The sequence below is a fragment of the Arthrobacter crystallopoietes BAB-32 genome (assembly GCF_000328305.2).
Classification (GTDB): domain Bacteria; phylum Actinomycetota; class Actinomycetes; order Actinomycetales; family Micrococcaceae; genus Crystallibacter; species Crystallibacter crystallopoietes_A.
In genome coordinates this window covers 18,686-33,563 of sequence record NZ_ANPE02000098.1, presented here as the reverse complement: position 1 = coordinate 33,563, position 14,878 = coordinate 18,686, and the positions used below count along the sequence as shown (strand labels likewise).

The 14,878-nt window shown below is 67.6% G+C and carries 13 protein-coding genes and 1 pseudogene; 6 read left to right on the top strand and 8 right to left on the bottom strand.

Annotated elements, in window-relative coordinates; translation table 11 throughout:
* From D477_RS07210 to D477_RS07190, 5 genes and pseudogenes are all read right to left on the bottom strand, one after another.
* A pseudogene (locus tag D477_RS07210) lies at nt 1–1,798 on the bottom strand (acetate--CoA ligase); the annotation flags it as partial.
* Nucleotides 1,789–2,712: an ABC transporter permease gene (locus D477_RS07205; protein ID WP_005268353.1), complete on the bottom strand. Its 924-nt coding sequence runs from the start codon at nt 2,710–2,712 to the stop codon at nt 1,789–1,791. The gene D477_RS07205 and the pseudogene D477_RS07210, both read right to left, overlap by 10 nt.
* Nucleotides 2,712–3,758, bottom strand: a complete 1,047-nt coding sequence (locus D477_RS07200; RefSeq protein WP_005268352.1) for an aliphatic sulfonate ABC transporter substrate-binding protein — start codon at nt 3,756–3,758, stop codon at nt 2,712–2,714. The genes D477_RS07205 and D477_RS07200 overlap by 1 nt, the downstream gene beginning before the upstream one ends.
* 90 nt (nt 3,759–3,848) lie before the next feature.
* Nucleotides 3,849–4,691, bottom strand: coding sequence for an ABC transporter ATP-binding protein (locus D477_RS07195; protein ID WP_005268351.1), 843 nt, complete (start codon nt 4,689–4,691; stop codon nt 3,849–3,851).
* 337 nt (nt 4,692–5,028) lie between these two features.
* Nucleotides 5,029–5,571 (bottom strand): helix-turn-helix domain-containing protein, encoded by a 543-nt coding sequence (locus D477_RS07190; RefSeq protein ID WP_005268350.1) that lies wholly within the window; start codon nt 5,569–5,571, stop codon nt 5,029–5,031.
* 122 nt (nt 5,572–5,693) lie between these two features.
* Between D477_RS07190 and D477_RS21090 the strand changes: the two genes are divergently transcribed.
* Nucleotides 5,694–7,007, top strand: a complete 1,314-nt coding sequence (locus D477_RS21090) for an alpha/beta hydrolase (protein ID WP_005268349.1) — start codon at nt 5,694–5,696, stop codon at nt 7,005–7,007.
* Here D477_RS21090 and D477_RS07180 read toward each other — a convergent pair.
* Nucleotides 7,004–8,215: a cobalamin-independent methionine synthase II family protein gene (locus D477_RS07180; RefSeq protein WP_005268348.1), complete on the bottom strand. Its 1,212-nt coding sequence runs from the start codon at nt 8,213–8,215 to the stop codon at nt 7,004–7,006. The two genes, D477_RS21090 and D477_RS07180, sit on opposite strands and share 4 nt — an antisense overlap.
* 261 nt (nt 8,216–8,476) lie before the next feature.
* On the opposite strand from D477_RS07180, the gene D477_RS07175 reads away from it, so the two are divergent.
* Nucleotides 8,477–8,893 carry a CoA-binding protein gene (locus D477_RS07175; protein WP_005268347.1) on the top strand — a complete coding sequence of 139 codons (417 nt, stop codon included), beginning with the start codon at nt 8,477–8,479 and terminating at the stop codon, nt 8,891–8,893.
* Between the two features lie 21 nt (nt 8,894–8,914).
* On the opposite strand, the gene D477_RS23535 is transcribed toward D477_RS07175, so the two are convergent.
* Complete coding sequence (locus tag D477_RS23535) at nt 8,915–9,049, bottom strand: hypothetical protein (protein ID WP_272943817.1); 135 nt, start codon at nt 9,047–9,049, stop codon at nt 8,915–8,917.
* A gap of 291 nt (nt 9,050–9,340) precedes the next feature.
* Between D477_RS23535 and D477_RS07170 the strand changes: the two genes are divergently transcribed.
* The 3 genes from D477_RS07170 (at nt 9,341) to D477_RS07160 (ending at nt 12,971) form a co-directional block, all read left to right on the top strand.
* Nucleotides 9,341–10,579 (top strand): CaiB/BaiF CoA transferase family protein, encoded by a 1,239-nt coding sequence (locus D477_RS07170; protein WP_005268346.1) that lies wholly within the window; start codon nt 9,341–9,343, stop codon nt 10,577–10,579.
* Nucleotides 10,580–11,452, top strand: a complete 873-nt coding sequence (locus tag D477_RS07165) for a hydroxymethylglutaryl-CoA lyase (protein ID WP_005268345.1) — start codon at nt 10,580–10,582, stop codon at nt 11,450–11,452.
* Between the two features lie 115 nt (nt 11,453–11,567).
* Nucleotides 11,568–12,971, top strand: coding sequence for a 2-hydroxycarboxylate transporter family protein (locus tag D477_RS07160; RefSeq protein WP_005268344.1), 1,404 nt, complete (start codon nt 11,568–11,570; stop codon nt 12,969–12,971).
* Nucleotides 12,972–13,176: 205 nt separating this feature from the next.
* On the opposite strand, the gene D477_RS07155 is transcribed toward D477_RS07160, so the two are convergent.
* Nucleotides 13,177–13,779 (bottom strand): IclR family transcriptional regulator, encoded by a 603-nt coding sequence (locus D477_RS07155; RefSeq protein ID WP_005268343.1) that lies wholly within the window; start codon nt 13,777–13,779, stop codon nt 13,177–13,179.
* A gap of 112 nt (nt 13,780–13,891) precedes the next feature.
* On the opposite strand from D477_RS07155, the gene D477_RS07150 reads away from it, so the two are divergent.
* Nucleotides 13,892–14,878 carry a tripartite tricarboxylate transporter substrate binding protein gene (locus tag D477_RS07150; protein ID WP_005268342.1) on the top strand — a complete coding sequence of 329 codons (987 nt, stop codon included), beginning with the start codon at nt 13,892–13,894 and terminating at the stop codon, nt 14,876–14,878.

Here is a 14,878-nt window from a genome sequence, read left to right as displayed (position 1 = left end):
GGCTGGGCGGCGGGTGCGGAGCCGTCGGCGCCGGGGGCAGCGGCCGGGATGGCGAGGGTGGTGCCGATGAGCGACTTGTCCAGGGGCACCACGAACGCGGTCGCGGCGTGCCCGGTCTTCGCGTCGTAGGTGGGGCACACCCCGGCCTCCACCACAGCCGGGTGGGACACCAGCGCGGACTCGATCTCGATCGTGGACAGCCGGTGCCCGGAGATGTTGATGACGTCGTCCGTCCGGCCGAGGATCCACGTGTCGCCGTCCTCGTCGAAGCGGGCGCCATCGCCGGCGAGGAACCAGCCCTGCGCAGCATACTTCTCCCAGTAGGACGTGAAGTACCGCTCAGGGTTCCCCCAGACGGTGCGGGCCATCGAGGGGCCGGTCTTGGTGACCACGATGTTGCCCTGCACGTTGGCACCCACCCGGCTCCGCCGTCGTCAACGATATCCGTGGCCACACCCGGCAGGGCGCGGGTGGCGCAGCCGGGTTTGAAGGAGGAGTCCGTCTGGCGCGGGGAGAGGATGGTGGCGCCGGATTCGGACTGCCACCAGGTATCCACCATGGGAACGCCCGACGACGGATCGCCGGCTACCAGCGCATCGCGCCCGACCTGCGTGCGCAGCCAGCGCCACGCCTCGGGGTTCACGGCCTCGCCGACCGTGCCGCACAGGCGGATGGAGGAGAGGTCGTACTCGGCCGGGATGCCCTCGGGGAACCAGCCCATCAGCGAGCGGACCAGCGTGGGCGCGGTGTAGTAGCTGGTGACGCCGTAGCGCTGGATGATCTCGAAGTGGCGGCCCGGGTGCGGCGCATTGGGCACACCCTCGTAGATGACCTGGGTGACGCCGTTGGAGAGCGGCCCGTAGATCTCGTAGGTGTGCGCGGTGACCCAGGCGAGGTCCGCCGTGCACCAGTGGACGTCGCCGTCGCGCTGTGCCGGATCCGGGTGGCTGAACAGGTACTCGTGGCTGAACGAGGCCTGCGTGAGGTAGCCGCCGGTGGTGTGGACCAGGCCCTTCGGCTGCCCGGTCGTGCCGGAGGTGTACATGATGAACAACGGTGTTTCGGCGTCGAAGGCCTCGGCCTCGTGGACCCGCGGCTGGGTGTCGACGACGTCGTGCCACCACACGTCGCGCCCCTCGGTCCAGGCAATGTCGCTGCCCGTGCGGCGCAGGACCAGCACATGCTCGATCGCATTGTCCCCGGAGACGGCGGCGTCCGCATTGTCCTTCACCGGAACGGCCTGGCCGCGGCGGTACTGCCCGTCGGTGGTGACCAGCAGCTTCGCGCCGGTGTCCTCGACGCGGAAGCGCAGGGCCTCGGCCGAGAAGCCGCCGAAGACCAGCGAGTGCACCGCGCCGATCCGTGCGCACGCCAGCGTGATGACCACGGTTTCCACCAGCACCGGCAGGTAGATGACCACGCGGTCGCCCTTGCCGACGCCCAAGGCCTGCAGCGCGTTGGCCGCCTGCGAGACCAGTTCCTGCAGCTCGCGGTAGGTCACGGTGCGGCGGTCGCCCGGCTCGCCTTCGAAGTGCAGCGCCACCTTGTCCCCGCGCCCGGCGGCCACATGCCGGTCGGTGCAGTTGACCGCGGCGTTGAGCTTTCCGCCGTCGAACCAGCGCAGCTCCGGCCCGCGGCGGGCCTCGACATCCACTGGGGTGGCGGAATGCGCGGTGTGCCACGGCTCGGCCCACTCCAGCCGGCGTGCGGCGTCCTCCCAGAACGCGATGCGCTCCTCTTCGGTCTGCGGCTCCGGCCAGTTGAGGACCGAGGCCGGTTCGGTGATGCTTACGCCCATCGTTTTACTGCCCATTTCTCTGCGACGCCAAGCAGGGCGTCAGTGATCTTGCCAATGACTGCCAGCAGCACAATCGCCAGCAGCAGCCGGTCGGTCCGGCCATTGTTTTGCGAATCGGTCAACAGGAACCCGAGGCCCATCGAGGATGCGATGAGCTCGGCGGCGACCAGGAACAGCCAGGCCTGCGCCAGCGCCAGCCGCAGTCCGGAAAAGACGGAAGGTACGACGGCGGGGAGCTGGACTGTGGTGAGGAGCTTCAGTCCCTTGAGGCCAAAGGCGCGTCCGGCCTCGACCAGGTTCTTGTCCACGTGCCGCAGGGCCAGCGAAACCGTCGTAAAGACCGGGAAGAAGGCGCCGATCATGATCAGCGTGACCTTCGAGTCCTCGCCGATCTTCATCCAGAGGATCAGCAGCGGCACCCAGGCCAGGGACGGGACCGCACGCAGCGCCCCGATGGTCGGGGCCAGCAGCACGTCGGCCACGCGGGAGAGCCCCACCAGCGCGCCGAACGCCAGGCCCAGCCCGGCGCCGAACGCGAAGCCGATCAGCACGCGCTGGGTGGAGATCGCCACATGCTGGCCGAGCTCGCCGCGCTGGATCAGGTCCGCGGCAGCCTCGAAGACCATCGCCGGCGGCGGCAACTGGACCACGCTGAACAGGCCCGCCGAGGTGCTCCACTGCCAGGCGCCGATCAGCGCCGCAGGCAGCAGCAGTCCAAGCAGCAGGCGCGCCCAGCCCTTCTCCAGCACCCCGGCCGGGGACCATCCGTTTGCCGGGGTGCTGCCGCCCTGATCAGGGGCGGGCGGCTGGGCCGCGCCTGCAGTGGTCACGTCCACGCCGGTGGCCTTAAGGCCATGCGCGCTCGTGGGCGTAACACTGTTGCCGGTGAGATCGGGATTCCCGAGTTGCGTCATCAGGATTCCTTGATCGCGGCCGGATCGGCCGCCTGCACCAGCGAGTCATTGAGGAGCGTCTCGAGCGCTTCATCGATCTGCGCCTGGCTGGCCACGTCGCCGGTCTCCACGAAGGCCGGGCCGACCTTCTCCAGGACGGCGCGCTGGGTCTCGCCCGGCGCGGGATCAACGTCCAGGTTGCTGCGCTCGGTGATCACCGTCGTCGCTACTTCCAGGTCCAGACCGGCGACGTCGGCGAGGATCTGCGCGGTCTCCTCCGGATTCTCGGCGGCCCAGGCGCGGGCCTTCTCGTAGGCATTGACCACGGTCTGCGCCAGCTCCGGCTCCTCCTCGAGGAAGCTCTCGGTGGCGTTGAGGAAGCCGTAGGTGTTGAAGTCCAGGTTGCGGTAGAACAGCTCGGCGCCCTCCTGCTCGGCACCGGCCATGATCGGGTCGAGGCCGGACCAGGCGTCCACCGAGCCGTTGTTCAGCGCGGTCCAGCCGTCGGCATGCTGCAGGTTCTGCACCGTCACGTCGTCCTGCGACAGGCCGGCTTCCTCCAGCGACTGCAGCAGGAAGAAGTAGGGGTCGGTGCCCTTGGTCGCGGCGATGGACTTGCCCTTCAGGTCCTCCACCGAGTCGATGCCGGAGTCCGGCAGCGTGACGAGGGCGGCCCATTCCGGCTGGGAGTACAGGCTGATGGTCTGGATCGGCGAGCCGTTGGCGCGTGCCAGCAGCGCGGCGGAACCGGCGGTGGAACCGACGTCGATGGCTCCGGAACGCAGCGCCTCGTTGGCCTTGTTTGAGCCGGCCGACTGGACCCAGTTGACCTCCACGCCCTGGTCGGCGAGCGTGGCCTCGAGCCAGCCCTTTTCCTTGATGACCAGGCTCAGCGGGTTGTAGGTGGCGAAGTCGATGTTCAGGACTCCGTCGCTGGCGGCGGTCGCGCCGGCGGCGGCTTCGGAGTCTTCGCCGGCCACGCAGCCGGTCAGGGCCAGCGAGGCGGAGGCGGCCAGGGCGGCGGCACCGAGCAGGGAACGGCGGGTGAAACGGTTGGTTTTCAGCATGGTTTTTCCTTCGGTTCAGGCGCAGCAGAGGAGAAGGCGCTGCAGGTCAGGTGGGGCGTGTGCCGGAAATTCGGAAGTTGCGGGCGCGGGCTAGTGGCCCTCGACGCCAAGGCTTTCGAGCAGCGAGCTGCGCATTCGGGCCAGTTCGGCGGAGCCGCGGTCCCGCGGGCGTTCATCGGGTACGACGACGGTGCGCACGATCGTGGCCCCGTCGCCTTCGCGTCCGGGTTCCTTGCCGAGGACGACGATGCGGTCGGCCAGCTGCAGGGCCTCGTCCACGTCGTGGGTGACCAGCAGGACCGTGGTCGGTTCCGCCGCGTGGATCTCCAGCAGCAGGTCCTGCATCTTGATCCGGGTCAGCGCATCCAGGGCGCCGAACGGCTCATCGAGCAGCAGCACACCCGGGTTGCGCGCCAGCGCCCGGGCCAGCGATGCGCGCTGTGCCATCCCGCCGGAGACCTCGCGCGGGCGGTGCTTGGCGAACTTGTCCAGTCCGACCAGTTCCAGCAACCGGGCGACCTTGGCCTTGCCGGTCTTGGCGCTGGAGGACTTTGGCAGGCCGATCGCGATGTTGGCCTGCAGCGTGTGCCACGGGAGGAGCCTTGGCTCCTGGAACGCAAAGGCGCAGCGCGGATCAATGCCTTGGACCGGCGTCGTACCTATATTGACTGAGCCGGCGCTGGGCGCATCGAGTCCCGCCGTGGCGCGCAGCAACGTGGATTTGCCGCAGCCGCTGGGACCGAGGATCGCCAGGACCTCGCCCTCTCGGACGTCGAAGTCGATGTCGCGCAGCACGGTATGGGCGGACCCGCCGGTGCCGAACGTCCGCCGCAGGCCGCGGAAGGACACGGGAAGGGCTGAGGAAAGGTCGGAGGTGCGCGCGGCCGAAGGTGCGGAGGCCGAGGGCCGGGCGGAAGCTGCTACTGCAGTCATGAAATCACTCCATCGATCCTGGCAGTAGCACCCTACGGATCACGCCTTCGGTGCAATTGCACCGGCCCGCGGCGGTGAACCTCGATATCGCCGGCGGCCAGGGAAGGCTGGCGGCGACCAGGGTTGCTGCGGCGTCGTAGAGCCAGGTCTCTCAGCCGCTCGGGATGGTCAAGCCCATCTAAGCGGCAAGCGGGCGCCTGCGGCAAACCGGCACAACATGCCGCGTAACAAACCGTAGCGGGGGATCGCGAAGGGCTGGCGGGTTCCGCCTCCGGAAGGTGCGGTGTGGCTCGGAGTTGCGGCGGCGTCAGGCCGGTCCGGCTCAGTCCTGCCGGTTTCAGCCCTCCTGCCCCGTGGGGATGAGCACGGTGGAGAGGATGCGGCGCCGCCGTCCTTCCCCGGGGCCGTTGGCTGCGGCGCCCGCGATCGCGCCCTGCATCTTGGCGACAAGGTCGGCGAGTTCCTCATCGTCCAGCCACAGCGCGGTCTGGCGGTAGCCGGCGCCGTCGCGCTTGAGGTCCGCGCTGCCGTCCTCCACGTAGCGGTCGAAAGCCTGCAGCAGGCCGGCCACGAAGCCGGTGAAGGCGCGGCGATGGTCCTCCGGCGTCATGGCCGAGAGTTCGTTCTCGTCGACCGACGTGCGCTCAAGCTCCAGCCGGTAGGTGCGCTCGGTGGTTCCGCGCACCGGGCGCTCGCGGACGACCTCGAGCACTCCGGCCTTGGCCAGCGTGGCGACGTGCCGGTACAGTGTGGCGGCCGGGATCTCGGGCAGCTCGCCGCCGATTTCCGCGGTGGTCAGTTCCCTTCCGCCGAGCAGGGTCTGCAGGATCTGCAGCCGGACCGGATGGAGGATCAGGTCGGCGCTTTTGGAGGGTGCCATGACTCCATGTTCTCACTATTGACATTGTTCTCGCAATTGATAACAATTGAATTGCCGGGCAGAGAGGCTCGGTTCGGAGTGGCAGCAGCGGCCGGTGGTCCTGCGTTGGGGAAGGAGTCGCAATGGCGGCAATTGCGTTGGAGAACAATGAAGTCCTGGTTCGGCTGCAGCCACGGGAGAAGCTGGCGGGCCTGCTGGGCGACCTGCGCTTCCCGCTGGCATCAGTGAAGCAGGTCGACGTCGTTGCGGACGCCTTCGACGCGGTCCGGGGATTCCGTGCGCCTGGGCTGGCCATTCCCGGACGGACCCGGATCGGCACGTGGCGCCGCCGGAGCGGGAAGCTCTTTGCCGTGGCCCGCCGGGGCGAGCCCGCGGTGCGGATGGAGCTCGCCGGCGAAGCCTTCAGCACCGTCGTGGTGTGCGTGGAGGATCCCGCCGGCATCGCCGAGCAGGTCCGCCTGGCCGCGGACCTCCCGCTGGCGCCGCAGTTCACCGAGGAAGAGGTTCGGTTCCAGTCTGGCGGCCTTGGCCTGGCCGGCAGTTGGATGAGGCCCGAGGGCCGGACCCTCGGCGTCGCCCTGATCCTGCCCGGTTCGGGCGAGATCGACCGCAACGCCGACCACCGCCGGATTCCGCTGGGCATCAGCCGCGATCTTGCCCGGTCCCTGGCCGCCCGCGGGATCGCCTCGCTGCGCTATGACAAGCGCGGCACCGGCAGTTCCGGCGGCACCTTCCTGTCCGCCGGGTTCGCGCAGAACACCGATGACGCAACCGCGGCCCTGCGCTGGACCTCCCAGCGCGCCGGTGGCCTGCCGGTGTTCCTGGTCGGCCACAGCGAGGGCAGCTACCACGCCGCGGCGCTGGCAGCAGAGCAGGAAGTGCCGCTGGCGGGTGCTGTGCTGCTTTCCGCCTCGGCCCACTCCGGTTTTGAGACGGCGCGCTGGCAGACTGCGCAGATCAGCCGGACGCTGCCGGCCTTCCCCAGGATGCTCCTTAAGCTCCTTCGACAGGACCTGGCCAAGCTCCAGGCCAAGTCCGTCGCCAAGATCCAGGCCACTACCGGCGACGTGGCCCGGATGCAGGGCCGTCGGATGAATGCGCTGTGGTGGCGCGAGTTCCTGGATTTCGATCCGATGCCCTACCTGCGCCGGATCCAGGTCCTGGTCCTGGCAGCCACCGGGACCAAGGACCTGCAAGTGGACCCGGCGGACCTGGACCTCATCGCCGTTACGGTGCCCGGTCCGGTCACCACGCACCGCCTCGAGGACCTGTCGCACCTGCTCCGCCGCGACCCGGCCGGCCCCAGCATGAGCGACTACAAGCGCCAGGTTCGCGAGCCCGTGGACGCAGAGCTGCTGGATCTGGTCAGCGGCTGGATCGGCAGGCAGGCGGAAGCCGAAGCTCCCGCAGGCACACCGTCGTCGTCCCTGGCCTAGGGCCAGAGCCGGCGGGTAGCAATCCGCGCGCCTTCGCCCAAGGCCTCCAACTTGGCGAGGGCGATCTGCGGATGCACCCGTCCTCCCAGCCCGCAGTCCGTGGAAGCGATGACCGATTCCCGGCCCACCAGCTTGGCGAAGCGTCCGATCCGGTCCGCGACCAGCTCCGGATGCTCCACCACGTTGGTCGCGTGCGACACGACTCCGGGGATGATGGCCTTGCCCTCGGGCAGCTTGGTTTCCTCCCAGACCCGCCATTCGTGCTCGTGCCGGACGTTGGCTGCTTCGAAGGAGTAGGCGCCGGCATTGATCTGCAGCACCGAGCCAATGATGTCCGCGAACGGGATATCCGTGGTGTGCGGGCCATGCCAGGAGCCCCAGCACACGTGCAGCCGGATCTGCTCCGGCGGCAGGCCGCGCAGCGCCCAGTTGGTCGCCTCGACCCGCAGCTGGATGAACTTCAGGTAGTCCTCCAGCGCCGGCTCGGGATTGATCTGGTCCCAGCTTTCGGCCAGCGACGGGTCATCCAGCTGGACGGTCAGCCCGGCATCGATGATCTCCTTGTACTCCTCGCGCATCGCGTCGGCGCAGGCGTAGACCAGTTCCTCGTCCGTCTTGTAGTAGTCGTTGGCGATCCGGGCGCACGAGCCGGGGGAGAGGGCCGCCACGAATCCCTCCGCGAGCCCCGCCGCGGCCAGCCCCTTCTTCAGGTTGGCTACGTCAGAGGCGACCAGGTCGTGCCCGGTGTAGGTCAGCGGCCCGGCGATCTTGGGCTGCTTGACGGACTTGCGGTGCGCCAGGATGCCTGACGACGGGTCCGTGTAGGCTTCGTTGAACTTCACCCGGTCGCGCCGGTCGGTGAAGGTGGTCAGCACGATATTGCCGGGCGAGGACCGGTGTACGTCCGTGTCCGCCCAGCGGTCCACATCGGTCGGCTCCAGCCCGCCCAGCCGCGCGAACGAATAGTTCCACCACGCCCCGTAGTCGACGGAACTGGACATCGTGTGCCCGTACTCGCCGTCGTTCGGGATATCGATGCCCAGGTCCTTCTGGCGCTGGACAATGTCCACCACGGAGGCCTCCAGCAGCCCAAGGAATTCCTCGGTGATGCCGTCGGCTTCCTTCGCCTCGTTGGCCGCCAGCAGCTCCGGCGTGCGCGGCAGCGAACCGGCATGGGTGACACGGATATGGTCGGTATTTAGGGCCATGGCAGGCTTCCTTTCCATCGGTCCTGGCAGTAGCACCGTTCCGTTCCAGTGCCCTTAGGGCACGCGTCAGGGTCGGTTGCTGCGGCGTCGTCGATCCAGGTCTCTCGGCCGCTCGGGATGGGATGGCAATACTCAACGGCATTCGTGCTGGTTTGGCAAATCGCTAACGACGGCGGTGCCCGGGTGCGTTTTCCCGGTGCGGTCGAGCGGGGCCTGGCCCTGGCCCTGCCCAGCGGCCGGAGCCCGGGGTAGTCTGGCCGGATGGCGCACCTCAATGATCCGGAAGTCATCAAGCGGCTGCTCACCACCCCGGCCCGCTGGGCCGTCGTCGGCCTGTCCAACAATCCGCGGCGCGTGGCGCTCAGCGTCTCGCGGTACATGATGGACCAGCGCGGGATGGAAGTCATCCCGGTCAACCTCAAGGGCGAAGATGTGCACGGCCAGCAGGGATACCGGAAGCTGGCCGACATCCCGGGCGGAATCGACGTGGTGAACTGCTTCGTGAACTCGCACAAGGTAGGCCCGGTCGTGGACCAAGCCATCGAGGTTGGGGCAAAAGCCGTCTGGCTGCAGCTCGGCGTCATCGACGAAGCCGCCGCAGAGCGCGCCAAAGCCGCTGGCCTCGACGTCGTCATGGACACCTGCCCCAAGATCGAAGCCCCGGCCCTCGGCCTGTAGCACCGATACGGGGGCCCGGGGTTACTTCTTGAGGGTCTTTTCGACGATCTCGAGGATGTAGGGCGCGACGACTGTGTGGCTGATCCGCAGGTCCACCACCAAAATGCCCCTCGCGCCGGCCGCAACCCATTCGCCGACGCCACGAAGGTCGTCCATGGTTTCAGGAGGAAGGCAACGGCAGAAACCACACCCTTGAGCGGGTGGCGGCCATCCTCGATGCCGTCGGCCCGGCCTCGGTGACTGCCGGCGGGCCCTTGTTTTGCGGTGAAGCCTGCGGAAGCAGGCCCTCCCATCCGTTGCCGGCACGAGCCCGCAGGTCCTTCCGCTGCGCGGCGTTGTTTCTTCTGTTGCCAATCCAGGGTTGTGGCGTGCCGCACATCACTGTACGGTGTATCCCAGCAATTGGCAGTATATTCCACTAAGTGGGAAATTCTTGGAAGGGTCCCCATGACTGAGGCACTCAACGTTGGCCAGAACCAGCTTCCGCTCGAGGGTATTCGCGTGCTCGAACTGGGCAGTTTTATCGCCGCGCCGTTCGCGGCGCGACTCTTCGGTGACTTCGGTGCGGAAGTGATCAAGGTCGAGCGCCCCAACGGCGGTGACGAACTGCGCGACTGGCGCAAGACCCGCGGCACGACCTCGATGCTCTTCCGCACTCTGGGCCGCAACAAGAAGTCCGTCGCCTTGGACCTGCGCAGCGACTTGGGCCGCGAGGCCGTGAAGCGGATCGTTGCCACCACCGACGTACTGATCGAGAACTTCCGCCCGGGAACGCTGGAGAAATGGGGTCTTGGCCCTGACGAGCTAACCAGGATCAACCCCGACCTTGTCGTGGTGCGTATCTCCGGCTACGGGCAGACCGGTCCCTACAAGGACCGCGCAGGGTTCGGCAGCTCGGCCGAGTCCTTCGCCGGTCTGCGCTACATCACCGGCGAGCCGGACCGCCCTGCCGGCCGCGCCGCCGCCAGCATGGGTGACACTGTCGCCGGCCTCTACGGCGTCATCGGTGCCCTGATGCTGATGCTGCAGAAGGCCCGCGGCATCAAGTCCGAGGGGCCGCAGACCGTCGACGTCGCCCTCTACGAGGGCGTGTTCAGCTTGCTCGAATCCCTGGTCCCGGATTACGACGCCTACGGCATGGTCCGCAAGCGCACCGGCGGGCACCTGCCCGGCGTCGTCCCCACCGGTTCCTACCCGACCGGCGACGGACTCGAAGTTGTCATCGGCGGCAACTCCGCCTCCGTTTTCAAGCGCCTGATGCACGCCATCGGCCGCGAGGACCTCGCCGAGGATGCCACCCTGGAGACCACCGAGGGACGCAGCGCCCGGGAGCAGGAGCTCAACGGCATCATCGCCGCATGGACCGGCGCCCGTCCGCTGTCCGAGGCGCTCGACGGCCTCAATGCCGCCGGCGTTCCCGCCGGTCCCGTCTACGACGCGCCATCCATTGCCAATGACGAGCACTACCTGGCCCGCAAGATGATCGAGACGCACGAGGTCGTCGTCGAAGACGAGCCCGAGCTCATCCGCTTCCCTGGCGTCGTCCCGAAGATGCCCGGCCACGAGGGCCGCGTCCAATGGGTCGGCCCCGACCTTGGCCAGCACACCGATGAGGTCCTGCGCGACGTCGCCGGCTTCACCGAGGACGAGCTCGTCCGCCTGCGGACCCCCGAGGAGGTGCGCTAGATGCGCATCCAGGTCACCGATGTGTTCCTCCGCGACGGCCTCCAGGACGAGGACAGGATCGTTTCCGTCGAGGACCGGATCGCGATCGGCGAGGCCATCGCCGCGGCCGGGATCGGCCGCCTCGAGGTCGCGTCCTTCGTCAACCCGGCCCGCGTGCCGCAGATGGCCGGCGCCGAGCACGTCCTCGCCGGACTACAGCAGAGCACGACGGCGGAGCTAACGGTTCTGACGCTTAACGGCAAGGGCGTCGCCCGGGCGTTGGAGGCGGGGGCGAAGAATATCCAGATCGTCACCTCGGCCAGCCAGGCGCACAGCACGGCCAACGCCGGCCGCGGAATCGATGAGGCCATGGCGAGCTTGGCTGCCGAAGTGGTCAAGTACCCTGGCACCAACTTCTTCGCAGGCATCTCCACCGCCTTCACGTGCCCCTTCGAGGGACGCATCGACAAGGACCACCTGCTGAAGATCGTTCGCGCGTTCAAGGACATGGGCGTGCGCGACATCGGCCTGGCCGACACCCTGGGCACCACCCCGCCCGAAGAGGCCATGGCCAGTGCGAAGTACGTCATGGACGCCGAACCCGCACTCACCTACTACCTGCACCTGCACAACGCCCACGGGCTGGCCCTGGAGACGGTGGACGCGGCGATCGCCGCCGGCATCACCCGCTTCGACGCGGCGCTCGGCGGATTCGGCGGCTGCCCGTTCGCGCCCGGCGCGCACGGCAACATCGCCACCGAGGAACTCGTCCGCCACCTGCACTCCGCCGGCCACGAGACCGGTATCGACGAAGACCGGCTCGCTGCTGCCGTAGCGCTGGCTCGCGGCACTCTGGCACGCTCACCGCGCGTGCCGGAACCAGCCGCGAAGTAGCCAGCAGCGCCAGCGGAAGCACCAACACCCGTGTGCCGGGCCTGCCGGCACACGGGACGCGCCCCCAAATGCGGGGCCCCCTTGCCCTCAACAATCACCCACTTGGGAGACCACCATGTCCGAGAAGACACTGGACACTATGAACGACCAGACGGCATCCGACGGAGCCGGCATGAGCCGCCGTGTGGAAGCCGAAGTCGGCAACCGGCCGGCCACGCATTATCCCGGCAAGCTCGGCCTGAAGATCGCGAGCCTGCCGCTGCCGGTCTACCTGGCGGCTGCCGGCGTCGTCTTCATCGCCGCACTGACCGGCACGCTGCCCGAGTCCATGGTCTCCGGCTTCGCAGTGACCATCCTGTTCGGCGGGCTGCTCATCTGGATCGGCAACCTGTTCCCGGTGGTCCGCGACTTCGGACTGCCAACCATCCTGTGCACCTTCGTGCCTGCCCTGCTGCTCTTCATGGGTCTGCTGCCGGAAAACCTCGTGACTGTGGTCCAGGCCTTCGTCGACCCCCAGGGCTTCCTCGACTTCTTCGTCGTCGCGATCATCGCCGGCTCCATCCTCGGAATGCCGCGGGCGCTGCTGCTCAAGGCCGGCCCCCGTTTCGCTGTCCCGCTGCTCGGCTGCCTCGTGGCCACCTTCGTCATCATCGGGCTGATCGGCGCCGCCATGGGGATGGGCTTCTTCAACGCAATGCTGTTGGTCGCCGCCCCGATCATGGCCGGCGGGCTCGGCCTCGGCGCGCTGCCGATGTCGGAGATGTATGCCGCGAAGACCGGCACCGACCCCGCCGCCTTCATGGGTGACCTGATGTCGGCCGTCGTCCTGGCGAACGTCGTCTGCATCCTCATCGCAGGCATCTACAACGGGCTGGGCAAGCGGCGCAAGCAGCTGTTCGTGGGGTTCAACGGCCACGGCGAGCTGATGCGCATCAAGGGCACCGCGGGTGAGCTGAGCGCCCCGAAGAAGCGCGACGCCTCCTCCTTCATCGCGCTGGGCAAGGGGCTGGCAATTGCAGCAGTCCTCTTCGTGCTCGGCGAGCTGCTGGGCGCGCACCTGGAGTTCCTGCACCCGTACGCCTGGACCATCATCGCTGCAGCAGCCCTGAAGATCTTCGGCCTGCTGCCCAAGGACCTTGAGGACTCCACCTCCGACTGGGGCGAGATGATCGCCTCGGTGCTGGTCCCCGCCCTGCTGGTAGGAGTCTCCATCACCTACATCAAAATCGATGAGGTCCTCGCCTCGATGGGCAACCCTGTGTTCATCGTGCTGACCGTCGCCACGGTCATCGTGGCCACCCTCTCCTCCGGCTTCCTCGGCTGGTTGGTGAAATTCCACTTCGTGGAGGCCGCGATCACGCCCGGCCTGGTCATGGCGGACACCGGCGGATCCGGCGATGTGTCGGTGCTCTCCGCGGCCAACCGCATGCACTTGATGCCGTTCGCGGCGCTGACCAACCGGGTGGGCGGGGCGTTGGTCCTGTTCGTGACCGCGTTGCTCGTCCCCTTCATGGGCTGACAACCGGCCCCCATCTTCGGAACCGACCCGCCCCCGGACGCTTAGCTTAGGCTTCGCGGGGATTAAGGGGACAAGTACGACGGCGGCACGCACCGTCGTCGTACTTGTCACCTCCGGTGCCCCACGGCGAGGCGCAGCGGGACGCGCCGCAGTCCAAGGGCTGCGGCACGGTCAAATCGCCGCTGCCCGCTGACAGCCGGGCCGTCTAGCGGTTGAGCCGGCTTGCCAGCTCGCCGGCAATCGCCACGACGCGGTCGCCCCACTGCTGGCCAGGTGAGGTCTGGACGCGAGGCAGCGGCATTGCGAGGCAGACCGCCGCCACGACCTTGTTGCCCACGCGCACCGCGGCGCTGACAGACCCCAGCCCGACGGTGCGCTGCGATACGGTCTCGAGCCAGCCGGGATCCGTGCCGTCCTCGCGGCGCGTTGGCCTATCCAACAGGATGAATGCCGCCGAGCCGCCGTCGGATAGCGGCAGCGTCCATCCCGCCGGCAAAGTCACGCGCAGCTCCTGCGTTGCTTCGACAGATTCCAGGCACAGGCGGGAGTCTCCGCGCCGCACCCACAACTGGGCGGTCTCGGAGGTCTCGTCGCGCAACTGCGTGAGCAGGGGACGGGAAGCCCAGGCGATGTTGCTCATTCCAAACCTGACACCAGGACCGTAGCGGCCGTCGGTACCGCGGGAGAGCAATCCATGCTGAGTCAGGGCGGTCGCCAGCCTGTGGACCGTCGAGAGATTCATATCGAGAAGCTGGGCAAGGTCAGTTGCGGTCATCGGGGCGAACTCAACGGCATCCACTATTGACATGGCCTTGTCGAGTACGCCGACCCCTGTTACTGTGTCCGGTGTCACAAATTGAAAGTTACTCTCAAAATATGAGAGTTGCAAGTTCGAAGCACATAAACTTGAGAGGAACCCGATGAAGAGTCTCCTGAAAGCCGGAACAGCAGTGCTTGTCGCCGCTGTAGCCCTGACCGGGTGTTCCGCCGCAAGCGGTGACGCCGGAGGCAATTACCCGGACCGGCCGATCAACTTCAGCGTGGGCTCCGAGCCCGGCTCGGGCTGGGATGGCACCGCCAGGGCCCTGGTTGAGGTGATGGAGCGTGAGGATGCCGTCCCCGTCCAGGTCAACGTGCAGAACCGTCCCGGTTCTGTGGGCTGCGTGCTGCTGAATGAAATGATCACGAAGAATGCTGACGCTTCCCACGAGATCGCGATGACTTCGGTGCCGCTGCAGTCGATGGAACTGCGCGGCATGTGCGACGTCAACTACCAGGACGTCACCGTGATCGCCCGGTTGCTGATCGAGAACTTCCTGGTGGCTGTGCCCGCCGATTCCAAGTTCACCGACCTCGATTCCCTGCTGGATGCGATCGTCAAGGATCCGAAGTCGGTGCCGGTTGCGGCTGACGGTGACGACCAGCTGCCTCTTGCCCTGCTGGTCGAGGCTGCCGGCGGCGATCCGTCGGCGATCAATTTCATCGCGTTCGAAAGCGGCGGCGAGTACCTCACAGCTTTGATGAACGGTGACGTGGTCGCCAGCGTCTCGGGCGTCACGGAGTACGGGCCGCAAATCGAGGCCGGCGAACTCCGCGGTCTCGCAGTCCTTTCCGAGGAGCGCCTCGAGGAGCCTCTGGCCGATATTCCGACAGCAGTTGAGCTCGGGTATGACGTCACACTGAACAACTGGCGCGGGGTCTACGGCCCGCCGAACATGCCGGAGGAAGCTGTCGAGTACTGGCGGGCGAAGCTGCAGGAACTCCTGCAGTCCGACTCCTGGCAGGAGATCGCCGAACGTAACCAGTGGGAGACGGCCTACTTGGCCGGCGACGAGCTGGACGCATTCCTCGAGGACTCGTACGGCCAGCTCACCTCCGCGCTTCAGAGCGTCGACGCGTTGAAATAA